The organism is Phenylobacterium sp. (genome assembly GCF_031181185.1).
In the GTDB taxonomy this organism is placed as follows: Bacteria; Pseudomonadota; Alphaproteobacteria; order Caulobacterales; family Caulobacteraceae; genus Phenylobacterium.
The window spans coordinates 1-22,969 of sequence record NZ_JAPSKZ010000001.1 but is presented as its reverse complement, the minus strand read 5'-3'; the positions used below and the strand labels follow the sequence as shown (position 1 = coordinate 22,969).

Genomic DNA, 22,969 nt, shown 5'->3' with positions numbered 1-22,969 from the left:
CCGCCGCAAGCGCGCGCGTCAGCGCAGCCGCCCCATCGCCTCGTAGGCCACCTGGGCGCCGATCAGCTCGGGCGTGGCGCGGCCCTCGGCCGCTCGGCGCTCGAAGCCCGAGGGGCCGGCGACCAGCCGGGTCGGGCCGCGCGGCGGCTCGCCCGTGGTGACGAATTGCCCGCGCACCGTCGACGTGGGCAGGTGGGTGATCTTCACCGTGAAGCTGACGCCCGTCGCCGAGGCCGCCGAATTGTCCGGCAGCACCTCCACCAGGTACTTCACACCCTGCTTCAGCGCGACGGTCTCCAGGTGCTGGATGTCCAGCCGCTCGTCCCGCGACTTGCCCGCCGACAGGTTCCGGATCAGCGACTCGCGGTCCATCACCCGCGCCCCGGCGGAGAGGAACGTCCCCAGCATCGCCGACTCCACCTGCTTGGCGAAGACGTCGTCGCGGAAGCCGTAGCGGCTGTCGGTCGTGCGTTCCTGATAGGTGCGGGTCTCGGACGTCACCGTCGCGGCCGCCGCCGATCCCGCCACCGTCACCCCGCGGCCGCGGGCGACGAAGGCGCCCTTCTCGGCGGAGCCGTCGGCCCGCGTGGCCGTGACGCTGTCGTGCAGCGTCGTCCCGTCCTCGGTCAGCTCGCGGTTCCAGAACACCAGGATGCTGGGCCGCCCGTTGCGGGCGTTCCAGTCCGAGAAGGCGCCCGCCGCGCCATGGTTCGGCGCGTCCGGATCGACCCTGGGCGCCGCCGGGTTCACGGCCGGCATGTTCGACCGGTAGCCCGGATCGGGCGCAGCGGCCCGCGGCTGGCTGGCCGCCGGGGCCGCCAGCACCACCGCCAGCGCCAGCGTGATCAGCCCGAACGGGATCAGGATCTTGGTCATTGGGCGCCCCGCACCTCGACGTAGTACTGCGCCGAGGCCGGCTTGATGGACGAGGTCTCGAAGGTGACCATCGCCTGCGGCTGGGCGAACAGCTTGGTCCACGAGGCGGCCGCATCCGTCGGCGCGCCGTTCGCGTCGAACCACGAGGCGCGCACCTCCAGCGGGATCGCGTAGTTGGTCTTGTTGCGCAGTTGGACGGTCAGCTTGGACAGCCCCGTGGGGCCCGGCGTCACATAGGTCCCTTCCACGTCCAGCGCGCTGTCCACCTTGGCGTTGCGGCCGATGTAGCGGGCCAGCGACCCGTCGATCACCCGCACAGAGTTCAGCGCCGGGCGGACGTTGTTCTGCTGGTCGATCCGCACGCCGCCTTCGGGGCCTTGGGTCGTGGCGCAGCCGGCCAGCGCGCCCAGAGCGACGAGGGCGGCGGCGGCGCGAAGGGCGTTGGTCTTCATCGGGATCATGCCTTTCTGGGCCGGACGCGGGCTAGTAGGCGCGCGCCAGGCAGAGGTGTTTGCGGGTCTCGAAGCTTTCGCAGGCGATCGGCGTCTCGGGCGTGGCGGCCGGCTGCCCGTCCTTCAGGAAGCGCGCCGAGAGCGGCGGCGGCTTGCCCTTGGACGCGAAGGTCAGCACGTGCACGGCGTCGGGCAGCGAGGACCAGTAGCGCGTGTCGGCCTGAGGCTTGGTGCTGGACGACACGATCAGGAACACGCCCGCCACGGCGCCCACCGCCGCGCCCGCCGTGCTCGCGCCGGCCACGTCGTTGTAGGCGCTGACCCCGTCGGCGAGCACCGAGCCCACCGCGCCGGTCCCGGCCTTGAACTGCGCCTTGCCCTGCAGGATCTTGTCCACCTCGCGGCCGCCGCGGGTCGAGGCCTGCCAGTAGATGTCCTCCATCCGGTAGGCGGCGATCGGCTGGCCCGCCTTGATCACCTCGGCGCCGTTCGCCGCGATCGTCTTGCCCCGGCGATAGACGAAGTAGCTGTGGTCCAGCCCGTCTCCCAGCTTGCGGGGGCTGGTCCCGGTTTCGATCAGCACCAGGGTGTCGTGGTCCTTGCCGATGCCGGGATAGTCCGGCCGCAGCTTCTTGAGCTGCTCCAGGGCCTGGTCGCGCAGGTCCTCGTCGCCGTTCTGGTGGCTGGCCCAGGCTTCCAGGAACACCAGCAGGCCGAAGTCCGCCCGGTTCTGGCTCTCCTCGGCGAAGGCGTCCTGCATCTGACCCTGGCGGAACGCCGCCCGGGCGTTCTCGAAGTCGCCGTCGCGCAGGTAACCCAGGCCCCGATAGAGGAAGACCATCGCCCGCTCGTAGGGCTCGCCCTTGAAGGTCTTCGAGCCCTCGTCGTACCAGAGCTGCCGGGCCTTCGCCGCGTCGGGATTGCTGCCGAACACCGCCCCGATCTGGCCGATGGCGTCGTCCAGCGCCGCCTTCGACGCGGCGTGGTCGCCCTTCCAGAACGACCGCGCGCCGATCTCCATCTGGTTCAGCACCCGGTCGCGGTCGCCGTAGGTCGCGAGGCGCTCGCGATAGGCGTCAGGCCCGGCGTCGATGGGCAGCACGGGCGGGGCCGGCGGCGGCTTGGCGGCCAGTGCGGGGCCCGCGGCCACCAGGGCCGCCAGCAGGATCGGCAGCGATCGCATCGTCCCTGGCCTACCGGTAGACGACGTCGTCGCGGTTCTCCTTCTTGAACTCGTAGAGGTTCGACCAGACGATCGCCCCGTACTCCAGGTCCACGAGTTCGAAGGTGTATTGCGAGAAGCGGCTGGTGACGCCGGTGCGGGTGTCCACCGCGTCGCGCGTCCCGATCCGGCCCACCAGGCGGTAGTCGGCGCCGGCCTGGGCGCGCGTGCGGCCCGTGGTGCCCACGTCCACCTTGCCCTCGGTCTTCAGGTCGCGCTCCAGCTCGACCATCTCGGCGTATTCGCGGCCGATGAACATCATCCGCCCGGTGGCGGCGCGGTTCAGGCCCACGCGGATGCGGTCGGTGATCAGCGACTTGTCGATGATCTCGCTGCTCTCGTTGCGGAAGTACTTGCTGTCGACGATCACCCGCGGCGGCGTCGGCTGGTTCATCAGCGCGGGCACCTGCAGCAGGTCGCGCACCATGGTATCGGCCATCGAGACGATGTCCTGGCTTTCGGTGCCGACGCCCTTCACCCCGTCGGGCGAGGTGGTGTCGCGGTAGACCGTGGCCGACGGCCCCGCCCGCTTCTCCCGGCGCTGGGCCTCGGCGGCCCCGGCCGCGGACAGGCCGACGGCGGCGGCCATCAAGGCCGTGACGATGTGCTTGCTGCGCAAGATGAGATCCCCCTTCGACAGACGCCGGCTCCGCCCCCGACGGAAACCGGCGCCCTGAAGCCCGTCCAGCGCCGCCCCCACGGCGCCCCCCGAACAAGCTCGGCCTTAAGGGACCACATCGCAGGGGCCCCAACATCCCCCAGATGGGGGAGGTCGCGGAGGTTGCGGGCGGCGGCGCAGCCGCGCGCCATACGGGAACTGCGTTCGCCGCCAAGTCGTCGGGCGCGGCTTAACTCTTCTCGACTGACTGACAGCTGAGGTGGGCTCAGGGAAATCTGTCGGGCCGCTGCCGACAGCGGGCGCCCGCCCTTGCCGTTGCTTCCGTTCAGCGAACTTAACGGCGGTTAGCCACGTCCGTCAGTCATACCTTAGCTTCTCCACGCCACTTTTTGGCCTCAATCGGGCGGGGTCCCGATGGAGTATCCGCCGTGAGCGCCACGAACGCCGGCCGTCCTTTGAAGGTCCTGCACGTCGACGACGACCCGATGAACTTGCGCGTCGTGCAGGAGATCCTCACCGCCTTTGGTCACGCCGCGGTCATGGCCTCGTCGGGCCGCGAAGCGCTGGAGCGCCTGGCCACCGAAGCCTTCGACGTCGTGCTTCTCGACATCCACATGCCCGAGATGAGCGGCCTTGAGGTGATCGAGCGCCTGCGCGCCTCGCCCGGCCCCGAGCGCGGCACCCCGGTTATCGCGCTCACCGCCGACGTGCTCTCGCGCCGGCCGCAGGACTACACCGCGCTTGGCTTCGACGACTTCGTCTCCAAGCCGATCCTCGTCTCGGGCCTGATGGCCTCGGTCCGGCGCGCGGCGGGTCTCTCGGCCCCCCGACGCTTCTCCCACGCGAGCTGACGTCGGCTTCTGCTGAGCCTACAGGCGGTCCAGCAGGAGCCGGTTCAAGAACTCGTATCGTGGCCGTCGCTCCCGCCGTTGACAGGACGAGCGCGGCATCCCATCTCGTATTTTCAGAAATTTCTGAAAGTTCGAACATATGGAACTTCCGCCGCTCATTCAGGCCTTCGTGCTCCACTTCGGGGAGATGGGCGGTCGCTGGGGCGTGAACCGCACCGTCGGGCAGATCTACGCCCTCCTGTTCGTCTCGGACCGTCCGCTCAACGCCGAGGAAATCAGCGTCGCCCTGGGGATCTCCCGCTCGAACGTCAGCATGGGTCTGAAGGAGCTGGAATCCTGGAGGCTCATCCGCAAGCGACATCTGCCGGGGGACCGGCGCGAGTACATCGAGGCGCCCGACGACATCTGGCAGATCGTCCGGACCCTCGCCGAGGAGCGCCGCAAGCGTGAGATCGACCCGACCCTCACCTTGCTGCGCGACATCCTGATGGAGCCGGCCGGCAGCGCCGAGGAGCGTCACGCTCAGGCGCGGATGCGGGAGATGCACGACCTGATCGAGCTTCTGACCGGCTGGGCCGACGACGTTCAGAAGCTCGACAACGAGAGCCTCATGCGCTTGCTCGCGCTGGGCGCCGGCGTGTCGAAGATCCTCGACTTCAAGAACAAGATCCCCGTCTTCGGCGCGAAGGACCGGCGGACGGCTGACGAGGCGGGAAGCTGATGGACGCCATCCTGCTTGCGCGGATTCAGTTCGCCTTCACCGTCTCGTTCCACTTCATCTTCCCGGCCTTCTCGATCGGGCTCGCCAGCTACCTAGCCGTCCTGAACGGTCTGTGGCTCTGGAAGAAGGACGAGGTCTACCTCAACCTCTTCAAGTACTGGCTGAAGATCTTCGCCCTGGCGTTCGCCATGGGCGTCGTGTCGGGCATCGTCATGTCCTACCAGTTCGGCACGAACTGGTCGGTCTTCTCCGACAAGGCCGGCCCGATCATCGGACCGCTCATGGCCTACGAGGTGATGACCGCCTTCTTCCTGGAGGCCGGCTTCCTGGGCGTCATGCTCTTCGGCATGAACCGCGTCGGTCCCAAGCTCCATTTCGCCGCCACCGTGGCGGTCGCGGTCGGCACCTTCATCTCCGCCTTCTGGATCCTCTCGGCCAACAGCTGGATGCACACGCCGGCCGGCCACACGGTCAATGCGGCGGGGCAGTTCACGCCGCAGAACTGGCTGCAGATCGTCTTCAACCCATCGTTCCCCTATCGGCTCACCCACACCGTGCTTGCGGCCTACCTGACCACCGCCCTCGTCGTGGGCGGCGTCGCGGCTTGGCACCTCCTGCGCGACCGGTCGAACCGCGGGGCCCGGGTGATGTTCTCCATGGCGATGGGCATGGTCACGGTGACCGCGCCCCTCCAGATCCTTGCGGGCGATCTGCACGGCCTCAACACGCTCGAGCACCAGCCGGCCAAGGTCATGGCCATGGAGGGCCACTTCCAAAGCCACCCGGACGGCGCGCCGCTGATTCTTTTCGGCCTACCGGACCCCGACCAAGGCAAGGTGCACGCCGAGATCTCAGTGCCCAAGGCTTCGTCGCTGATCCTGAAGCACGATCCGAACGCCCCATTGGCCGGCCTCGACACCATCCCGCGCGAGAACTGGCCGGTCGTGCCGGTGGTCTTCTGGTCGTTCCGCGTGATGGTGGGTCTGGGCCTGCTGATGCTGGCGCTTGGCGCCTTCAGCCTCCTCGCCCGGGTTCGCCGCAAGCTCTTCGACTGGCCCCTGCTGCATCGCTTCGCCGTCGCCATGGGACCGGCCGGCTTCGTGGCGGTGATCGCCGGCTGGATCACGACGGAGGTCGGCCGCCAGCCGTTCACGGTCTATGGCCTGTTGCGCACCGCCCACTCCGCGGCCCCGCTCGACGCCCCAGCCGTCGGCGCCTCCCTCCTGGCCTTCATCTGCGTCTACTTCGTCGTGTTCGGCGCCGGCACGGCCTACATCCTGAAGCTCATGGGCCATGCCCCGCATCCCGGCGAGCCGGGCCTCGACACCGGTCCTGGCGCGCCGATCCGCACCGCCGGCATCACGCCTGCGCCGGCGGTCGCTCCGCGCCGCGCCATGTCGGGCCTCGAGGAGGGCGATCGATGAGCATCGACCTCGATCTGGCGACGGCCTGGGCCTTCATCATCGCCTTCGCGGTGTTCGCCTATGTCGTGATGGATGGGTTTGACCTGGGCATCGGCATTCTCTTCCCGGCCTTCAAGCCGGGCCCCCATCGCGACAGCGCCATGAACTCGGTCGCGCCGGTGTGGGACGGCAACGAGACCTGGCTGGTGCTCGGCGGCGGCGGACTGATGGCGGCCTTCCCGCTGGCCTATTCGATCATCCTGCCCGCCCTCTATGCGCCGCTCGTCGCCATGCTGCTGGCCCTCATCTTCCGCGGCGTGGCGTTCGAGTTCCGCTGGCGCGATCCAGCCCATCGACCGTTCTGGGATCTCGCCTTCACAGGCGGGTCGGTCCTGGCGGCGTTCGCCCAGGGCGTGGCGCTCGGCGGTCTTCTGCAGGGCGTGACGGTCGAGGGCCGGGCCTACGCCGGCGGCTGGTGGGACTGGCTTTCCCCCTTCAGCCTGCTCACGGGCGCGAGCGTCGTGTCGGGCTACGCGCTGCTAGGGGCCGGCTGGCTCATCATGAAGACCGAGGGCGAGATGCAGGAAAAGGCCTATCGGCTCGCCACCTGGCTGGGCGCCTCGACCATCGCGTGCATCGCCGCCGTCAGCGCCGCGACGCCGTTGCTCGAGGTGGCCTACTGGGAGCGCTGGTTCTCGATGCCCAACGTGCTCTTCGCCGCCCAGGTGCCGCTGCTGGTCGCGGTGGGCTCGGTGCTGTTCTTCCTGAGCCTGCGCAAGCGCCGGCAGGTGGCCCCCTTCCTCCTGACGCTCGGCCTCTTCGCCCTGACTTTCACCGGCCTCGGGATCAGCATGTTCCCGTACATCGTGCCCCAGGAAGTGACGATCTGGGCCGCGGCCGCGCCGGCCGCCAGCCAGTCCTTCATGCTGGTGGGCGCCGTCGTGCTGATCCCGATCATCCTCGGCTACACGGGCTATTCCTACTGGGTGTTCAGGGGCAAGGTCGGCCACGAGGGCTACCATTGATGCGCTTGCGATCTTCGCTCGCCCGGCAGCTGCTCTGGTTCGTCGGGCTCTGGGCCGCCGGGGTGGCTTCGGTCACGGCCGTGGGCCTGGTCATCAAGCTCGTGCTTCGCTGACCGGCCGGGGCTAGTCCGCGTCGGCCTCCACCGGCCGGGCCGCGATCGGCCGCGGGCCCGCATCCAGCGCCCGGTCCAGGGCCGCGCGGTCCAGCTGGCCCTCCCAGCGGCTGACCACCAGGGTCGCCACCGCATTGCCGATGAAGTTGGTCAGCGCCCGGCACTCGCTCATGAACCGGTCGACGCCCAGGATCAGCGCCATGCCGGCCACCGGCACGCTGGGAACGACCGACAGCGTCGCCGCAAGGGTGATGAAGCCCGCCCCGGTCACGCCCGCCGCGCCCTTCGAGCTCAGCATGGCCACCGCCAGCAGCAGCAGCTGTTCGCCCAGCGAAAGGTCGATCCCCACCGCCTGGGCGATGAACAGCGCCGCCAGCGTCATGTAGATGTTCGTGCCGTCCAGGTTGAAGCTGTAGCCGGTGGGAACCACCAGCCCGACCACCGTCTTGGGCGCCCCGGCCTTCTCCATCTTCTCCAGCAGCGAGGGCAGCGCCGCCTCCGAGGACGAGGTCCCCAGCACCAGCAGCAGCTCCTCCTTCAGGTAGCGGATCAGCTTCAGCACCGAGAAGCCGTTCAGCCGCGCGATCAGCCCCAGCACCACCAGCACGAACAGCAGCGAGGTGGCGTAGAACGTGCCGACCAGCGCCGCGAGGCTGACGATCGAGTCGATGCCGTACTTGCCGATGGTGAAGGCGAACGCCCCCAGCGCCCCGATCGGCGCCGCGCGCATGAAGATCGCCACCAGCTTGAAGAACGCCTCGGCCGTCGCGTTCAGCACCCGCAGCAGCGGCTCGCCGCGGTCGCCCACCATGGCCAGCGCCACGCCGAACGGGATCGCGAAGAACAGCACCTGCAGGATGTTGCCGCTGACGAAGGCGCCGGCCACCGTCTGCGGGATGATGTCCAACAGGAAGCCGGTGATGGTCATCTCGTGCGACTTGGCCGCGTAGTCCTCGACCGCGCTCACGTCGAGCGTCGCGGGGTCGACGTTCATGCCCGCGCCCGGCCGCACCACATTGGCCACCACCAGGCCCACCACCAGGGCGAAGCTCGACACCGCCAGGAAGTAGGCAAAGGCCTTGGCCGCCACCGTCCCCACCTTGCCGATGTCGCGCATGCCGGCGATGCCGGTCGTCACCGTCAGGAAGATCACCGGGGCGATGATCATCTTCACCAGCTTGATGAAGGCGTCGCCCAGCGGCTTCAGCGCCTCGCCGGTCGCAGGCCAGAAGTGCCCGATCACCGCGCCCAGGACGATGGCCGCCAACACCTGCACATAGAGATGCGCCCACCACGGCGTGCGGCGCGGCGCGGCCGCGGCTTCGGGTGCTCTCGCCAATGAATCCCCCTGACGTGTCGCTTCGACCGTAGCCGAAGAATGTCGGCATCGAAATGAGTGGCCGAAAGTTCGAAGATCGGGAATCCTCCGGCCCAACGAGAACAGGTTCTGGGGAGGACCACATGACCTTCAGCCGACGCGGCCTCTTGGCTGCCGGCGCGGCGTTCGCCGCGTCACCCGCCTTTGCCAAGATCACCGTCCAGCCGCCGCCATCGGCCGGCTTCTCGGCGGCGGGCGTGGCCGCGCTGAACGCCCACATGCGCGGCCTGGTCGACCAGCAGAAGCTGGCCGGCGTCGTCACCCTGCTGGCCCGCAAGGGCAAGGTCGTGAACTTCGACGCCTACGGGAAGAAGAACGCCGGGGCGGCCGATCCCATGACCCGCGACGCCATCTTCCGCATCGCCTCCATGACCAAGCCGGTCACGGGCGTGGCGATGATGCAGCTCTACGAGAAGGGCCTCTGGAAGCTGGACGACCCCGTCGCCAAGCACATCCCGGAGTTCGCCGGCCTCAAGGTGAAGACCGCCGACGGCGCGCTCGTCGACCAGGTGCGGCCGATGACCATGGCCCAGCTGATGAGCCATACCGCCGGCTTCGGCGTCAGCGCGGTTTACGAGAAGGACAACCTTCGCGAAACCGACCTCCAGGGCATGGTCGACAAGCTGGCCAGGCTGCCGCTGGCCAGCCAGCCGGGAACCGACTGGGCCTACGGACCCGTCGTCGACCTCCAGGGCTACGTCGTCCAGAAGCTCTCGGGCCTCGACCTCGCCGAGTACATGCAGCGCCACATTTTCGACCCGCTGAAGATGGTCGACACCCAGTTCTGGGTCCCCGCCGCCAAGGCGAGCCGCGTCGTTCAGGTCCACACCTATGACGCCGCCGGCAAGATCGTCCCGACGGGCGATCCCTCGGTGCGCACCGAGAAGCCGCGCTTCCTGGCCGGCGGCGGCGGCCTGTTCTCCACGGCCGAGGACTACTTCCGCTTCTGCCAGGCCCTGCTGAACGGCGGCCAGCTGGACGGCGCCCGCATCCTCAAGCCCGAGACCGTCAAACTCATGCGCGCCGACGTGCTGCAGTCCGGCGTCGGCGTCGACCTCTACGGTCCCGTGCAAAAGGGCGTCGGCTTCGGCATGGACTTCGCCGTCCATCGCCGCCCGGCCGAGAGCGGCCTGCCCCAGGGTCTCGACACCTACTGGTGGGGCGGCGCCTTCGGCACCTGGTTCTGGATCGACCCGACCAACGACGTGATCTTCGTCGGCATGATCCAGAACCTGCGCGGCTCGGTCCCCGGCGCCGGCACGCCCGACGTCCGTGGCGAGTCCGCCCGCCTGGTCTACGCCGCCCTGCAGGAGCGCCGCGCATGAGGACCGCCCTGATCGCCGCCGTCCTGGCGCTCGCCTCGGCCGTCTCCGTCCAGGCCCAGGCCTACAAGGCGCCCCGCACCGCCTGGGGCGCCCCCGACATCCAGGGCGTGTGGACCAACGCCTCGCTGACCAGCCTCGAGCGGCCGCCGCAGTTCAAGTCGCTGGTGGTCTCCGAGGAACAGGCCCGCGCGCTCGAGCAGATGCGGGCCAAGGCAAGCGAAGCCCAGAACCGGCCTTCCGACCCGAACGCCGGCGCGCCCGCCGCCGGCGGCGATCCCGGCGGCTACAACAGCTTCTGGGTCGATCCCGGCACCACCATCGGCCGCATTCGCGGCGAGCCTCGCTCGTCCTGGCTGGTGGATCCGGCCGACGGCCGCCTGCCCTACACGCCCGAAGGCAGGCGCCTCTACGAGACCACCCTGCAGAAGGCCCGCAACACCTTCGATGGTCCCGAGGCCCGCCCGCTGGGCGAGCGCTGCATCCTGGGCTTCGGCTCCACCGCCGGCCCGCCGATGCTGAACGTCCTCTACAACAACCACTACCAGATCCAGCAGACGCCCGAGCACGTGGTCATCGTTGTCGAGATGAACCACGACGCCCGCATCATCCCGCTGAAGGATCACCGCGCGCCGCCCGGCACGCCCTGGATGGGCCATTCCGTCGGCCGCTGGGAGGGCGAGACCCTGGTCGTCGAGACCAGCCGCTTCAATCCGGGCGAGTCGCTGCGCCCCTACTTCGGGGCCAGCCTGTTCCTGTCGCCGAACGCCAAGGTGACCGAGCGCTTCACCCGCATCTCGCCGACGCAGATCCTCTACGAGTTCAGCGTCGACGACCCTACGGTCTATTCCAAGATCTGGCGGGCCGAGATGCCGCTCAACGCCGCCAAGGGCCCGGTCTACGAGTACGCCTGCCACGAGGGGAACTATTCCCTCCCCGGCATCCTGGCCGGCGCCCGCAAGGCCGAAGCGGAAGGCCGCAAGCCCGAGGAAGTCGGGCTAACGGAGTAGGAGCCCGCCGCGGCGGCTAGTCCTTCTTGCCGCCGCCCTTGCCCTCGCCGCCCTTGCCGCCGCCCTGACCGCCGCCGCCGCCGCGGTCAGGCTTCGAGCCGCCGTGGTCCTGGTGCTGCGGCTTGGCCTGATGCTGCGGACCGCCGCCACGCTCGGGCTTCCACCCGCCGCCGCCACGCTCGGGCCTCGGCCCGCGGTCCTCCTGGGCCCGCGCCTGGGCGGCGGCGTGACGAGCGTGGGACTCGGCGGCGCGCGCCTGCTCCCGCTGCGCCCGACGTTCGGCCTGGGCCCGCTGGCCCTCAGCACGCTGCGCCATCTGGCGTTCGGCCCGCCGCTGCTCGGCCTGGACGCGCCCGGCGTTGGCTTGACGCATCTCGCGCGCCTGTTCGCGTTGGGCCCGAAGCGCCTCGCGCTCGGCGCGGGCCAGGTCGCGCCGCACCGGCACGTCGCGAGGGGCCTCCCACCGCCGGTCGGCGGGGATCCGCTGCGGCTCCAGGCTGGCGACCTGGTGGGCGGAGATCGTCTGCCGGTCGCGTCGCCTGGCCTCCCGGGCGAAGCGCTCCAGCTCGCGGTCGCCGCGGCGATCACGCCAGGTGCGCCATTGCTGGTCGCTCTTCGCCGCGCGCAGCCACGGCTCCGAGGCCTCGCGCACCCGCGGCGCACGCTGCACCCAGACGTCCTGCGTCACCGGGATCCGCTGCGCCTGAACCGCGGCGTTCCGCAGGTCGCGGCCGTGCAGGTAGTAGCGCCCGGCCAGCGGCGCCGCCTCATAGAACCGCTCGGCCGGCAGGTAGTCGCCGTCGGCGTCGAACAAGGCCACCAGCATGCCGGCGGGATCGTAGCCGTAGCCGTAGTCCCCATCGCGCACGAAGTACGGATAGGCCGCGCCGGGCTCGTAGTAGTAATAGCGGTATCCGTCGTCCCACGGCTCGGCGTACATGCTCCAGTCGTCGGCGGTCTCCCAGACCCACGGCTGCACCCCGCCGTAATCGAAAGCGTAGTCCGGCGGCGCGTCATAGAACGCCTGCTCCAGCCCGTACGCCCGCTCGGCCCAGCGATAGCCGACGTCCCCGCCCGTCCAGTTCACCGGTGCGGGCTCGGCGTAGGGCAGCGCCATCGGGTCGGGCATCAGCCCGATCGGGGTCGGGTCGGGCACGGCGATCCGCCGGGCGCCGTCGTCCTCGCGGCACCCCGCCGCCGTCAGCGCCAGGGCGCAGGCCGCGGCCATCAGGCCGGTCTTCAGGCGAAACGTGATCATGTCCGTTCGTCCTTGCGTCGTGTTGCACGCCGTTCGGCGCTATCGGATCCGCCAGCTTGCGGGGCTGCGCCTGAATGGGGCGATGAGCCGAACGGTCAGGCGGGGTTCACGGTTGCGGCCGCATTGCGGCGCAGCGGCGCCGTGCCTCTCTCCGGCTGGGCGCCGACCGTACCGACCCTTCAACTCTTCGCCGAGAGGGTGGCCGCCAAACGGCTATACGGCGTCAATCTATCTCGGTTGTAGCGAAGCTGCCTTGACGCCCGGTCCGCCATGCTGGATTTTCGAATCTAAGCGCCGCAAAGGCGCGGTCCAAAACAGGCTTGGGGGAACGTCCAGATGCTATCCAGGAAGACTCTGTTGCTGTCGTGCGCCCTGGCGTCGACGGCCTTCGCGGGCTCCGCCTTCGCTCAGACGGCGCCCAGCAACACGATCGAAGAGCTCGTCGTCACCGCGGAAAAGCGCGAGCAGTCGCTGCAGGACGTCCCCGTGGCCGTTTCGGCCTACACGGACGAGCGCCGCGAACTCGTCGGCATCAACTCGGTGCAGGACCTGACGAACTTCACGCCGGGCCTCGCCTATTCGACCAACAACGACCGCATCAACATGCGGGGCATCGGCCGCTTCACGAACAACCGCTCCTCCGAGGGCGGCGTGGCCATGTACTCGGACGGCTTCTACACCTCGTCGGTGACGCAGTTCGCCAAGTCGACGCTGTTCATCGATCGGACGGAAGTCCTGCGGGGCCCGCAGGGCACCCTCTACGGCCGCAACTCGATCGGCGGCGCGATGAACATCATCTCCAAGCGCCCGACCGACGAATTCGAGGCCGAAGTCCGCGCCGGCCTCGGCAACTACGACACCTGGTTCACCGAGGCGATGATCTCGGGGCCGCTGTTCGGCAACATCCAGGGCCGCCTGGCCGGCACCTACAGCAGCCAGGGCGAGGGGTACTTCACCAACCTCAACCCGAACGGCAAGGACGAGGGCGGGATCGGCGACCAGTGGCAGGTCGAGGCCCAGCTGCAGGGCGAGCTCGGCGACGGCAAGCTGGAATGGTGGGTCCGCGGCGAAACCGTCGAATGGCACAACCTGGGCCGCGGTCCCGGCGGCCGCACGACCGCCCAGTACGGCCTGCGCGACATCACCACGATCGGCTCGCGCGCCGCGCTCACGCCGAACGCCGCCAACTACGGCATGCCGGACACCAATCTGCCGGCCAACCTCTGTCAGATGTGCTTCAACACGGATGACGGCAACTACATCAATCTCGAGAGCAACACCTACGTGGCGAACGTCACGCTGCATCTCGACAGCTTCGACATCAAGTACATCACGGGCCTGACCTACTACGACTATCGCCTCCAGACCGACCTGGACGGCACGTCGCGTCAGGCGCCGTTCCAGCTGCCCTACCTGGCCCAGGGCGCTCCGGTGCCGCAGCCGGCGGGCACCGAGCTCTACTATCCGCGGCAGCACAACCAGTACCAGGAAGAGGTCTGGTGGTTCTCGAACGAGCTGAACCTGGCCTCGACCTGGGACGGCCCGTTCCAGATGATCCTGGGGCTCTACCAGTTCCGCGAAGGTTCGAACTACACGCTGTCGGACGCGCGGTTCCCCGACGATCCGCGCTTCGAGACGCCGACCACCCAGGCGGGCGCCCCCATGGCGGCCAACCCGCTTCGCCGCTACGCCTACGGCAGCTCTGAGAACGTCAGCGAGTCCTACGCCGTCTTTGGCCAGGCCGAGTACGCGCTCACCGAACAGCTGAAGGTCACCGCTGGCCTGCGCTACACCCGGGACGAGAAGAAGTCGTTCGAAAGCGCCCGGCTGTTCTGCCTTTACACGGCGAGCTGCCCGATCACGCGCCTGACCAATCGGCCGGTGGACATCACCGACGCCGCCGCGCCCGGCTTCGCTGTCGTGAACGGCGTTCGGGTGTACGACCCTTCGGTCGTGGGCGACCTCGTCTACACCGATCCGACCACCGGCCTCCGTCACCGCCAACTGAAGAACAAGTGGAGCGGCGTCACCGGCACGCTGGGCATCGACTGGCAGCCGGATCCCGACACCCTCGCCTACGCCAAGTACACGCGCGGCTATAAGGCGGGCGGCTTCAACTCGGGCACCACGACGCTGGCCCCCAACGTCACGACCGAAGAAGAGACGATCGACGCCTACGAGGTCGGCCTGAAGAAGACCTTCGGCGGCAATTTCCAGGCGAACGCCTCGGCCTACTACTACGACTACCAGGACATCCAGATCCCGATCACCGGCCGTGATCCGGTGACCGACCTGAACGTCACGCGCTTCTTCAACATGCCGAAGGCGCGCATCGTCGGCTTCGAGCTGGAGACCATCTGGCAGCCGATCGACAACCTGCAGATTCTGGCCAACTACTCCTACCTGAACGCCGAACTGCGCGAGGCCTGCTGCTTCCAGGATCCGGAAGATCCGCTGGCGCGGGTTGAAGGCGCCACGCCCTCAGGCGCCGGCGGCGTCCAGGACCTGAAAGGCCAGAAGCTGCCATCTTCGACGCCGCACCGCTTCACGGTGAACGTCAACTACACCTGGGAATTCGACGTCGGCTCGCTGTCGGCCTCGCTGACCCACGTGTGGAAGGACGACACCTACTATTCGATCTTCAACCGCTACTACAACGAAGGTAAGGCCTGGAATCAGACCGACGCCCGCCTGCTCTTCAACGACGCCGACGACCGCTTCACGGTGATCGGCTACGTGAAGAACATCTTCAAACAGGAAGGCATCGCCGGCGCTGACGGCTCGCGGATCACCACCGGCCCGAACACCGGCTTCGTGAACCGCACCATCTCCTACGTTCCGCCGCGCACCTACGGGGTGGAGCTGCAGTACCGCTTCTAGGGCCTGGGCTCAGCCCGGACCTCGGAACGCCCCGGCCTCACCGCCGGGGCGTTTTCGTATCCGGCCACCCCGTCGAACGTCGTCGGACGAACGCCGCTCTTGCGGACAGGGGCGAGCGGGCCCAAGCTCGCCCCACGCTTCGGGGGAGACGGCGCATGCCCTATCGCAACGCCTACTGGTACGTGCTCGCACTGCTGCCGCTGGCGGCCCTGGCCTTCTGGCCCAGCTATCTCAGCCAGGTGGCCACCGCGCCGCTGCAGTTCCACGCCCACGGCGTCACCGCCACGCTCTGGGTCGTGCTGCTCGCCGTCCAGGGCTGGGCGATTCACGCCGGCCGCCGCGGCCTGCACCGCACCCTCGGCCTCGCCAGCCTGGGTCTCTTCCCTCTGTTCCTGGCGGGCGGCGTTTCGATCTTCATCGGGATGGCTCAGCGCTTCGCGGACGAGGCGTCGCCGTTCTACACCCTGTACGCGGCCCGCCTCGCGTGGCTGGACATCGTCGCCGTGGCCGGGTTCGCCCTCTTCTACTTCGAGGCCCTGCGCCGGCGACGGTCCGCCGCCCTGCACGCGGGCTACCTGCTCGCCACCACCATCTTCCTGCTGGGCCCGATCCTGGGACGCCTGTTCGGCGCGGTGCGGTTCGGCGTCGCCGGCGGCCCCGACTTCGCGCTGCTTCACGGCGCTTTCCAGGGCGCGAACCTCGTCATCGCGGCGCTGGCCTTCTTCATCGCCTGGCGCGTGCGGCCGTATGGCCGGCCCTTCGCGATCTCGGGCGCCCTGACGCTGCTGATGGCGCTGCTGTTCGAGTTCGTCGGCCCCGCCGCCTGGTGGGAGGCGCTCTACGCCCGCGCCGCGGCCTGGCCCACCCTGCCGCTCGCCGCGCTCGTGGCCGTGGCCGGGTTGCTGGTCGGATGGGCGGGCTGGACCGCCGGCCGCCGGCCCGTCCTGTCCGCCGCCGCCGCGCCCGCCTAGCGGCAGCCGGCGACCACGCGCTCCAGCTCCTCCAGCCGCCGCTGGCGCATCAGCCGGCCGGCCGCCATCAGCTGGTAGCGGTCGGCCGCGCCCGCGGCGTTGCGCAGCGCCGCGTCGCTGTCCGGATAGCGCGGCGCAGGTCCCAGGGTGCGCGGCACGCAACTCCGCTGCGGCCGCGGCCGGGCGTCGGGCGCCGGCGGCTCGACTCGGACCACCTCGGGCGGACGCAGCACCAGCACCGGCGGCTCGGGCGCCGGCTCCACCTTGCGGCCGCGCAGGGTCTCGCAGCCGGCCAGCCCAAGCGCCGCCGCCGTCAGCACGATCGCCGTCCCTCTTCGGCCGATCATTTCAGGGTCGACAGCACAGCCTGGTCGGCGCTTTCCATGCGCGCACACACGTCGATCCCCTCGGGCTGCTGGGTCAGCAGCCGGCGCGCGGCGTCCTTCGAATCCTGCGGCGTCTCATAGGCCGCCTCGGTCAGCCGTTCGGCGCCGGCCGCGGCGTGGCACGCCGACAGCTGCGCCCGCCACAGCGCCTGCGACCGGTCCGCCTGCTGGGTCAGCTCCGCGACCCGGCGCTCCAGCGCCGCCCGCTCCGCCTGCCAGCCGGTCCAGGAGACCGCCAGCAGAGCCGCCATCGCCAGGGCCGCCACGGATGCGAGCGGTCCGGCCGTCCGGCTGGTCAACGCCTGCCTCAGGGATCCAATCATCGTGTTCGCCCCGTGCGTCGCGGAGCGCCCGAAGCTCCGCCCTGACATTTCGACCCCGCACCCGTGGCGATTTCAAGACCGCAACAGACGGTCATGTCGCCGAGGCGGGGCGGAACGCGCCGGCGCCTTGGCCATTCCTTGCGCATGGGTAAATGGATCGCATTCCTGCTCGCAGCCGTCGTCGCCCTTGCGGTGGTGGGATTTCTGGTCGATGCGGCGCGCGCCATCGCGGGCTTCCTGCTCGTCATCTGCCTGATCGCCTTGGCGGTGCAGGTCTTCTGGAAACGGACGCGCAAGGGCTGAGCCCCCGAGCGCCCGTCTGGGCGCGTCAGCTCGCGACGATCGGGCGCTTCGTCCTGGAAGCGGGCGCCGGCTTCAGCGCTTCGGCCTCCTCCAGCGCCTCGACCACCAAGGCCAGGCGGTCCGGGATGGGCCGTCCCTCAACGTCGCGGTAGAGGTCCCGGAGGTCGCCCTCCAGCGCCGCCAGCCGGCGCTGGCGCTCGGCCGCCCGCGCCTTCGACCACAGCACCACGCCCAGGCCGGCCGCGAAGGGCCAGCCGATGGCCGCGGCGACGGCGGCGATCTGCAGCGACGGAGCGAGTGTGGCCATGGCGTTCGCGACCTTCTGACGCAGCTCTAAAAAACGCCACCGTGGCGAGCTTGACAACAGCAAATGATGGGAATGGTTCAGTTTGCCAGCTGGCGAGTCGCCGCCTCGGCCGGCAGCTCCATCTCGCAGACCAGCCCCTCCGGCCGCCAGTCCATGCGCGTGCTTCCGCCCAGCGACCCCGCCAGCGCCCGCGACAGGATCGCCGTGCCCAGCCCGCGCCGCCGCGGCCGCGCCACGCGCGGTCCGCCGCGTTCGGTCCAGGTCAGGCGCAACGGCTCGCATCCGCCGCCTCGCCAGGCGACGTCGACGCGGCCCTCGGGCTGGCTCAGCGCGCCGTACTTGGCCGCATTGGTGGCCAGCTCGTGCAGGGCCATGGCGATCGATTGCGCCGCCGCCGGCGGCAGGGCCAGGTCGGGTCCGCGGATGCTGACCCGCGTCGCCGTCCCCAGGCTGAAGGCCAGCAGCTCCTCCTCCACCAGCCGGCGCAGGTCCGCCCCCTCCCAACGCGTTTCCGACAGCAGCTGATGGGCGCGCGCCAGGGCGCTGACCCGGCCGACGATCACCGCCTTCAGGGCCTCGGGCGTCTCGGCCTGCGACAGCGACACCGTCCCCTGCACCACCGCCATCAGGTTGTTGGCGCGGTGGTCCACCTCGCGGGCCAGCAGCTTCAGCCGCTCCTCGTCGGCCTTGCGCTCGGTGATGTCCATGACGACGCCCAGCGCGCCCGTCGGCTGGCCGGCGTCGTTCAGGATGATCTCCGAGCGGTTCAGCAGCCAGCGCACGGCGCCGTCCTGCCGCCGGTGCCGGTAGGCCACCTCGAAGAAGCGCTCGCCCTTGGCCAAGGCCCCTTCGATCGCCGCCCGCATCCGGTCCTGCTCGCCCGGCAGGTAGCCGGCCAGCACCTCCTCCAGCGTCGGCCGGGCGTCGGCCGGAAAGCCCAGCAGCCGGTTCAGCTCCGGCGTCGGTTGCATCCCGCGGTTCAGGTCCACGCGCCACACCGCCATCCGGCCGGCCTCCAGCGCCAGCCTCAGGCGCTGTTCCGAGGCGCGGATGCTGTCCTCGGCCAGCTTGCGGTCGGTGATGTCCTGGATGGTGCCGACGTAGCGGGTGGCGACCGGCGCCCCGTCCACCGTCTCAAACACCGGCTCGCCGATGGCCCAGACCCAGCGCACCCGCCCGTCGTCGCGCCGGACGATGCGGTACTCATAGGGGCTCACGTCCCGCAGCGCCGGATCCAGGGCCCGCTGCACCTGCGCCCAGGCGCGGTCGCGGTCGGCGCGGTGGGTGGCCGAGACCACCTGGCCCCGCGTCACGGGCTGGCCGGCCGGCAGGCCCAGGATCGCCTTCGCCTGCTCCGAGCAGACCAAGGCGTTGGTGCGCAGGTCCCAATCCCAGACGCCGACCCCTGCGGCCCGGGTGGCTAGGTCCAGCCGCGCCTCGCTGTCGAACAGCGCCCGCCGCTGCCGCGACAGCGTGTGCGCCGCCCGCCGGTAGGCCTCGGCGAACGCGATGATCGCGCCGCCCGCCGCGGCGTACAGCACCAGGCTGACGACCGTCGCCGGCTCGCCCGGTTGCAGCATGCCGGTGGACCGGGTCGTCAGCTGCCACGTCAGAAGGCCCCCCAGCACAAGGGTCAGGGCGCCCGACTGCCAGCCGGCCAGCAGCGCCGCGCCCAGCATCGCCGGGAACAGCAGCGCGAAGGGGATCACGCCCGGGACCAGCAGCTCGATGATCGCCCGCAGGACGAGCGCCAGGGCGGTGGCCACCAGGGCGGCGCTGGTCTGCACCAGGCGCCGGGGCGCGCCCTCGCCCACGCTCGCCAACAGGTCGGTGTGGCTCGGCAGTCGAAACACGGTTCAGTCCCACGCGAACGAACACTGTTCGCGCCGGCGATTTGTGCGGTCAAGCCGCCGCGGTGTCTTCCGCCTCGTCGCCCTGGATCGTCGCCGGCTGCGTCCAGGTCAGGATCGCCTTCAGCAGCTCCAGGGGTTCGATCGGCTTGCGGACCAGGTCCTGGAACACGCCCATGGCCCCACGGCGGTCCGGCGCCACGTCGGCCGAGAACGCCAGGATCGGGGTGTCGCGGTTCGGCCCGTCCCCGTCGCGGATCGCCTGCGCCGCCGCCCAGCCGTCGACGCCGGGCATCCGCAGGTCCATCAGCACCAGGTCGAAGGCCGCAAGCCTCGCAGCCTCCACCGCCTGGGCGCCGTTGTTCGCCTCTGTGAGGTCGACGCCCATCGGCGCCAGGATCGAGCGCAGGATCTCCAGGTTCTGCGGATTGTCGTCGGCCGCCAGGACGCGCAGGCCCTCCAGCGCGCGCGCCTCGGGCGCCTCCTCGGTCTCGACCGCGGCCCCGCTCGCCGCCGGCGCCGGGATCTCGAACCAGAACGTCGAGCCCGCGCCCGGCCGGCTCTCGACGCCGATGCGACCGCCCATGGCCTCGACCAGGCCCTTGGAGATCGCCAGCCCCAGCCCGGTGCCGCCGTGGGCCCGCGTCGTGCCGCCGTCCACCTGGCTGAAGCGCTGGAACAGCTTGGCCCTGGCCTCGTCGTCCAGGCCCGGCCCGGTGTCCGAAACCCGGCAGGTCAGCCGCTCGGCCGCCGCATCCCAGACGCACGCGATCCGGACCGAGCCGGCCTGGGTGAACTTCACCGCATTGCCCGCCAGGTTCATCAGCACCTGCCGCAGCCGGTCGGGGTCGATCATGCTCAGGCCGCGTTCGCCGGTCTCCAGCCCGACGGACAGACCCTTGGCCTCGGCCTGCGGGCCGAACAGCTCCAGGACGTCGGCGGCGCATTCCACGGGGTCCGCCGGACGCGGCTTGATGGCCAGCTGCCCGGCCTCCAGCTTCGAGAAGTCCAGCACGTCGTTGACGATGGCCAGCAGGGTCCGGCTCGCGCTCACCACCTTGCCGGCATAGCCCTTGGCCGTGGGCTCCAGCGGCATCTCGTCCAGCATCGAGGCGAAGCCCAGCACCGACGTCAGCGGCGTGCGGATCTCGTGGCTCATGTTGGCCAGGAACTCGGACTTCACCCGGGCGGCCTGCTCGGCCTCGCCCAGCGCCTTGGCCAGGCGCGTCTCCAGCTCCACCCGCTCGGTCACGTCGCGCGAGACGTCCACGAACTCGACCGGGCCCCCGGCCTCGTCGCGCACCAGCGAGGGATTGCCCTCGACCCAGACCCAGCGGCCGTCCTTGTGCCGCACGCGGTAGCAGATCGGCGTCCCCGGGGCCCGCCGGCCGCTGATCATGTCCAGGTGGGCCTGGGCGAACTCGCCCCGGTCGTCCGGATGGACCATCTCGAACGAATTCTGGCCCACCAGTTCGTCCGGCCGGAAGCCCATGACCGCCTCGGCGCTCGGCGAGATGTAGGTCAGCTCGCCCGAGACGTCGGCCCGCGTCATCACATCGGTCACCCGCTCCGCCAGCTGGCGGTACTGGGCCTTGGCGGCCAGGGCCTCGGCCGCCTGGGCCTCGGCCTCGGCGCGGGCGTGCTCCAATTCCTCGCGCATCCGGCGGCGGTTGTGCAGCACGCCGGCGATCTGGAACGCCATGCCCGAGTTCACCAGCAGGAAGATCTGCAGCACAATCAGTCGGGCGGTCGATCCGCCCTGGGTCGCCGCCAGCGGCCCCAGGTCCTTGAACGTGAACGCCACCGCCACGGCGCTGGTCAGCAGGGCCGCGACGCCCGCGCCGAACACCTCCAGCGCCAGGCACACCAGCAGCACCGCGGGCGGCACGAGGAAGGTCAGGGGCCAGTCATTCTGGGCGAACACCCCGCCGAGCACCGCCACCAGCAGCGCCAGGGCCAGGACGCCGTTGCGCGTGATCGGCCGCTCCGCCAGCAGCCGGCGGCGCGCCAGCAGCACCTGCAGGCAAGGGGTCAGTATGATCAGGCCCAGGGCGTCGGCGACCGCCCACATCAGGAGGTTCGGCAGGAAGTCCGAACTGCCGATGATCAGATGCATCCAGCCCGAGGCCGAGGCCGCAGCGCCCGCGGCGACGAAACTGATCCCCATCCGCCAGGTCTGCCGGCCGTCCGAGTCTCCTCCCGCCAGCTTCGTCAGCAGCACAGCGCAGAGCCAGGTCTCGAAGACGTTGCAGAGCGCCAGTCCGACGCTCAGCAGCGGGGAGTCGGTCGCCAGGAAGTCGGCGACTAGGTTGCCCCCCAGTCCGGCGGCGAGCCAGACCCACCACTGCCCGCGCGGCGCACGGAGCAGGCAGGCCAGCACCGGGGCGTTGGCCAGCCAGATCGGCGCCACCCGTCCCACGTCCCGCGGAACCAGCATGCCGAAATAGGCCAGGCCGCCGACCAGCGTCGCCAGCGCCAGCATCCGCCACGCCAGCGAGACGCCCGCATAGCTGCGCGCGGAGGCGGTGGGGGCCAGTCCGGCCGACGGCGCTTCGGCTGCCATACCTGAAGTTGTGGCCCGCCGAACGCTCGCAATCCGTTAACGCGGCGGCGTCAGCTCGCGCGCGGCGCCAGCGCCAGCACGGGCCAGCCGTCGCCCGCCCGCTCCACGCCCGCCAGCTCGGCGCCTTCGAGGAAGATCTGCTGGGGCGCCGCCGCCAGCCCACGCTCGGCCGGGTCCGGCCGAAGGGTCGCCCCGGCCCGCGCCCCCGCCACGGCGGCCAGCAACGCCCCCGCCAAGACGAGGCGAGCCGTCGCGGTCATATGTCGGCTCTTGGACATGGGCGGCCAAACACACGGGGCCGCCGCGGGTTCCGAAGTTCCAGGCGCATGCCGGGGGTGAAAGGCGCTAAGCGTTCTTCTGCTCGCCGCCCTTGGAGGCGGCTTCGGGGAAGTCGTTGGCCGGCGAATGGCTGCGGGCGTCCTCCGCCAGCTGCAGCCAGATGGCGGCCAGCTCCAGGTAGCCGGCGGCCACGTCCGGGTCGGTGCTGCGCTGCGCCTGGGCGCGCAGTTGCGCCGCCATGGACAGGCACCGCTCCGCCCGCGCGGAAGAGGATTCGTCGCTCATGGTCGCCTAGCCGACGTTGCGTGCGCCGAACGCCAATTGGTTCCCACAGTTCCACCGCGCCTGCGAAAAAAATGCAAACTTTCGACTCCAAATCTGGGGGAACAACCGCCGTCGACCACCAGTTGTGGGCGGGCGACGAGAACCCGAGGGACGTCGACCAGCTTCCCCTCGTCGCCAGGGCCGCCACGAAGCTCCGAGCGTGGCGGCCCTTCTCGTTTGCGCGCAGCCTGAAAACGAAACGCGCCGCGGCTCACGCCGGGCAGCAACCGCTCGCTGTGTGGATCTGAAGGGGGAGTTGGCCGGCTCCGCTCGGGTCCAGGGGAATGCGAGGGGAGTGTGCGGAGCCGGCCGTTCCGACCGCGACGCAGGGGGGCTTCGTGCGGTCGGATCGGAAAACGCCGTTTCACGATGGCCGTTCCCACCGGTGAAGCTTTTTTCGGGCGGACGTTTCGGGCGGCTATTCGCCCCAGGGGCGCCGGGCTCCGCGCATGGCAAGTTGCGCGTCGGGAGAGACTGATTCCGCGCGGGGCCGCGGCTGGATTTTCGAGGGCGTATGCACGACCTTCCGCAGT

22 protein-coding genes are annotated in these 22,969 nt (G+C 70.2%); 9 read left to right on the top strand and 13 right to left on the bottom strand.

From position 1 onward, the window contains the following. Positions 1-18: 18 nt before the first annotated feature. Genes RIF93_RS00110 through RIF93_RS00095 form a run of 4 tightly spaced genes read right to left on the bottom strand, consistent with a single transcriptional unit; the run spans position 19 to position 3,169 of the window. Positions 19-876 carry a hypothetical protein gene (locus RIF93_RS00110; RefSeq protein WP_309087219.1) on the bottom strand — a complete coding sequence of 286 codons (858 nt, stop codon included), beginning with the start codon at positions 874-876 and terminating at the stop codon, positions 19-21. Continuing rightward, positions 873-1,328, bottom strand: coding sequence for a hypothetical protein (locus RIF93_RS00105; protein ID WP_309087217.1), 456 nt, complete (start codon positions 1,326-1,328; stop codon positions 873-875). The genes RIF93_RS00110 and RIF93_RS00105 overlap by 4 nt, the downstream gene beginning before the upstream one ends. Positions 1,329-1,359: 31 nt before the next feature. Further along, positions 1,360-2,511, bottom strand: coding sequence for a hypothetical protein (locus tag RIF93_RS00100; RefSeq protein ID WP_309087216.1), 1,152 nt, complete (start codon positions 2,509-2,511; stop codon positions 1,360-1,362). Between the two features lie 10 nt (positions 2,512-2,521). After that, positions 2,522-3,169 (bottom strand): hypothetical protein, encoded by a 648-nt coding sequence (locus RIF93_RS00095; RefSeq protein WP_309087214.1) that lies wholly within the window; start codon positions 3,167-3,169, stop codon positions 2,522-2,524. A gap of 428 nt (positions 3,170-3,597) precedes the next feature. Here RIF93_RS00095 and RIF93_RS00090 point away from each other — a divergent pair, with 428 nt between their 5' ends. The 4 genes from RIF93_RS00090 (at position 3,598) to cydB (ending at position 7,169) form a co-directional block, all read left to right on the top strand. Beyond that, positions 3,598-4,020 carry a response regulator gene (locus RIF93_RS00090; RefSeq protein ID WP_309087212.1) on the top strand — a complete coding sequence of 141 codons (423 nt, stop codon included), beginning with the start codon at positions 3,598-3,600 and terminating at the stop codon, positions 4,018-4,020. A 139-nt stretch (positions 4,021-4,159) separates the two neighbouring features. After that, positions 4,160-4,741 (top strand): GbsR/MarR family transcriptional regulator, encoded by a 582-nt coding sequence (locus RIF93_RS00085; protein WP_309087210.1) that lies wholly within the window; start codon positions 4,160-4,162, stop codon positions 4,739-4,741. After that, positions 4,741-6,165: a cytochrome ubiquinol oxidase subunit I gene (locus RIF93_RS00080; protein WP_309087209.1), complete on the top strand. Its 1,425-nt coding sequence runs from the start codon at positions 4,741-4,743 to the stop codon at positions 6,163-6,165. The genes RIF93_RS00085 and RIF93_RS00080 overlap by 1 nt, the downstream gene beginning before the upstream one ends. Then, positions 6,162-7,169: a cytochrome d ubiquinol oxidase subunit II gene (gene cydB, locus RIF93_RS00075; RefSeq protein ID WP_309087207.1), complete on the top strand. Its 1,008-nt coding sequence runs from the start codon at positions 6,162-6,164 to the stop codon at positions 7,167-7,169. The genes RIF93_RS00080 and cydB overlap by 4 nt, the downstream gene beginning before the upstream one ends. A 123-nt stretch (positions 7,170-7,292) precedes the next feature. Here cydB and RIF93_RS00070 read toward each other — a convergent pair whose 3' ends face one another. Continuing rightward, a complete protein-coding gene (locus tag RIF93_RS00070; protein WP_309087205.1) occupies positions 7,293-8,621 on the bottom strand; it encodes a dicarboxylate/amino acid:cation symporter in 1,329 nt (442 codons plus the stop codon). A 122-nt stretch (positions 8,622-8,743) separates the two neighbouring features. On the opposite strand from RIF93_RS00070, the gene RIF93_RS00065 reads away from it, so the two are divergent. Both RIF93_RS00065 and RIF93_RS00060 read left to right on the top strand, forming a co-directional pair. Beyond that, complete coding sequence (locus RIF93_RS00065; protein ID WP_309087203.1) at positions 8,744-9,985, top strand: serine hydrolase domain-containing protein; 1,242 nt, start codon at positions 8,744-8,746, stop codon at positions 9,983-9,985. Further along, entirely contained in the window at positions 9,982-10,992 is a 1,011-nt protein-coding gene (locus tag RIF93_RS00060) for a hypothetical protein (protein WP_309087201.1), read from the top strand. Before RIF93_RS00065 ends, RIF93_RS00060 begins: the two co-directional genes overlap by 4 nt. Positions 10,993-11,008: 16 nt before the next feature. Here RIF93_RS00060 and RIF93_RS00055 read toward each other — a convergent pair whose 3' ends face one another. Beyond that, on the bottom strand, positions 11,009-12,250 hold the full coding sequence (locus RIF93_RS00055; RefSeq protein ID WP_309087200.1) for a hypothetical protein: 1,242 nt from the start codon (positions 12,248-12,250) through the stop codon (positions 11,009-11,011). Positions 12,251-12,607: 357 nt separating this feature from the next. On the opposite strand from RIF93_RS00055, the gene RIF93_RS00050 reads away from it, so the two are divergent. Beyond that, a complete protein-coding gene (locus tag RIF93_RS00050; RefSeq protein WP_309087198.1) occupies positions 12,608-15,130 on the top strand; it encodes a TonB-dependent receptor domain-containing protein in 2,523 nt (840 codons plus the stop codon). 155 nt (positions 15,131-15,285) lie between these two features. Continuing rightward, positions 15,286-16,101, top strand: coding sequence for a hypothetical protein (locus RIF93_RS00045; protein WP_309087196.1), 816 nt, complete (start codon positions 15,286-15,288; stop codon positions 16,099-16,101). Here the strand turns inward: RIF93_RS00045 and RIF93_RS00040 are convergent. Together RIF93_RS00040 and RIF93_RS00035 are read right to left on the bottom strand one after the other, a co-directional pair. After that, on the bottom strand, positions 16,098-16,448 hold the full coding sequence (locus RIF93_RS00040; protein ID WP_309087194.1) for a hypothetical protein: 351 nt from the start codon (positions 16,446-16,448) through the stop codon (positions 16,098-16,100). The genes RIF93_RS00045 and RIF93_RS00040 overlap by 4 nt on opposite strands. Further along, positions 16,445-16,786, bottom strand: a complete 342-nt coding sequence (locus tag RIF93_RS00035) for a hypothetical protein (protein WP_309087193.1) — start codon at positions 16,784-16,786, stop codon at positions 16,445-16,447. The genes RIF93_RS00040 and RIF93_RS00035 overlap by 4 nt, the downstream gene beginning before the upstream one ends. Positions 16,787-16,954: 168 nt before the next feature. Here RIF93_RS00035 and RIF93_RS00030 point away from each other — a divergent pair, with 168 nt between their 5' ends. Beyond that, the gene (locus tag RIF93_RS00030) at positions 16,955-17,113 is read left to right on the top strand and encodes a hypothetical protein (protein ID WP_309087191.1); all 159 of its coding nucleotides are present in this window, start codon (positions 16,955-16,957) and stop codon (positions 17,111-17,113) included. A gap of 25 nt (positions 17,114-17,138) precedes the next feature. On the opposite strand, the gene RIF93_RS00025 is transcribed toward RIF93_RS00030, so the two are convergent. From RIF93_RS00025 to RIF93_RS00005, 5 genes are all read right to left on the bottom strand, one after another. Continuing rightward, positions 17,139-17,420 carry a hypothetical protein gene (locus RIF93_RS00025; RefSeq protein WP_309087189.1) on the bottom strand — a complete coding sequence of 94 codons (282 nt, stop codon included), beginning with the start codon at positions 17,418-17,420 and terminating at the stop codon, positions 17,139-17,141. A gap of 77 nt (positions 17,421-17,497) precedes the next feature. Then, positions 17,498-19,273 (bottom strand): PAS domain-containing protein, encoded by a 1,776-nt coding sequence (locus RIF93_RS00020; RefSeq protein ID WP_309087187.1) that lies wholly within the window; start codon positions 19,271-19,273, stop codon positions 17,498-17,500. A gap of 49 nt (positions 19,274-19,322) precedes the next feature. Next, positions 19,323-21,833 (bottom strand): ATP-binding protein, encoded by a 2,511-nt coding sequence (locus RIF93_RS00015; RefSeq protein ID WP_309087185.1) that lies wholly within the window; start codon positions 21,831-21,833, stop codon positions 19,323-19,325. A 50-nt stretch (positions 21,834-21,883) separates the two neighbouring features. Continuing rightward, positions 21,884-22,093 (bottom strand): hypothetical protein, encoded by a 210-nt coding sequence (locus RIF93_RS00010; RefSeq protein ID WP_309087183.1) that lies wholly within the window; start codon positions 22,091-22,093, stop codon positions 21,884-21,886. Between the two features lie 85 nt (positions 22,094-22,178). Further along, entirely contained in the window at positions 22,179-22,397 is a 219-nt protein-coding gene (locus RIF93_RS00005) for a hypothetical protein (RefSeq protein ID WP_309087181.1), read from the bottom strand. Between the last annotated feature and the right edge of the window lie 572 nt (positions 22,398-22,969).

What these genes read in the sequence shown, in the direction of transcription:
- RIF93_RS00040 (WP_309087194.1), bottom strand. Translation starts at nt 16,448, where the DNA reads ATGATCGGCCGAAGAGGGACGGCGATCGTGCTGACGGCGGCGGCGCTT.
- RIF93_RS00055 (WP_309087200.1), bottom strand. Translation starts at nt 12,250, where the DNA reads ATGATCACGTTTCGCCTGAAGACCGGCCTGATGGCCGCGGCCTGCGCC.
- RIF93_RS00105 (WP_309087217.1), bottom strand. Translation starts at nt 1,328, where the DNA reads ATGAAGACCAACGCCCTTCGCGCCGCCGCCGCCCTCGTCGCTCTGGGC.
- RIF93_RS00015 (WP_309087185.1), bottom strand. Translation starts at nt 21,833, where the DNA reads ATGGCAGCCGAAGCGCCGTCGGCCGGACTGGCCCCCACCGCCTCCGCG.
- RIF93_RS00005 (WP_309087181.1), bottom strand. Translation starts at nt 22,397, where the DNA reads ATGAGCGACGAATCCTCTTCCGCGCGGGCGGAGCGGTGCCTGTCCATG.
- RIF93_RS00010 (WP_309087183.1), bottom strand. Translation starts at nt 22,093, where the DNA reads ATGACCGCGACGGCTCGCCTCGTCTTGGCGGGGGCGTTGCTGGCCGCC.
- RIF93_RS00025 (WP_309087189.1), bottom strand. Translation starts at nt 17,420, where the DNA reads ATGGCCACACTCGCTCCGTCGCTGCAGATCGCCGCCGTCGCCGCGGCC.
- cydB (WP_309087207.1), top strand. Translation starts at nt 6,162, where the DNA reads ATGAGCATCGACCTCGATCTGGCGACGGCCTGGGCCTTCATCATCGCC.
- RIF93_RS00045 (WP_309087196.1), top strand. Translation starts at nt 15,286, where the DNA reads ATGCCCTATCGCAACGCCTACTGGTACGTGCTCGCACTGCTGCCGCTG.
- RIF93_RS00060 (WP_309087201.1), top strand. Translation starts at nt 9,982, where the DNA reads ATGAGGACCGCCCTGATCGCCGCCGTCCTGGCGCTCGCCTCGGCCGTC.
- RIF93_RS00080 (WP_309087209.1), top strand. Translation starts at nt 4,741, where the DNA reads ATGGACGCCATCCTGCTTGCGCGGATTCAGTTCGCCTTCACCGTCTCG.
- RIF93_RS00085 (WP_309087210.1), top strand. Translation starts at nt 4,160, where the DNA reads ATGGAACTTCCGCCGCTCATTCAGGCCTTCGTGCTCCACTTCGGGGAG.
- RIF93_RS00110 (WP_309087219.1), bottom strand. Translation starts at nt 876, where the DNA reads ATGACCAAGATCCTGATCCCGTTCGGGCTGATCACGCTGGCGCTGGCG.
- RIF93_RS00065 (WP_309087203.1), top strand. Translation starts at nt 8,744, where the DNA reads ATGACCTTCAGCCGACGCGGCCTCTTGGCTGCCGGCGCGGCGTTCGCC.
- RIF93_RS00030 (WP_309087191.1), top strand. Translation starts at nt 16,955, where the DNA reads ATGGGTAAATGGATCGCATTCCTGCTCGCAGCCGTCGTCGCCCTTGCG.
- RIF93_RS00100 (WP_309087216.1), bottom strand. Translation starts at nt 2,511, where the DNA reads ATGCGATCGCTGCCGATCCTGCTGGCGGCCCTGGTGGCCGCGGGCCCC.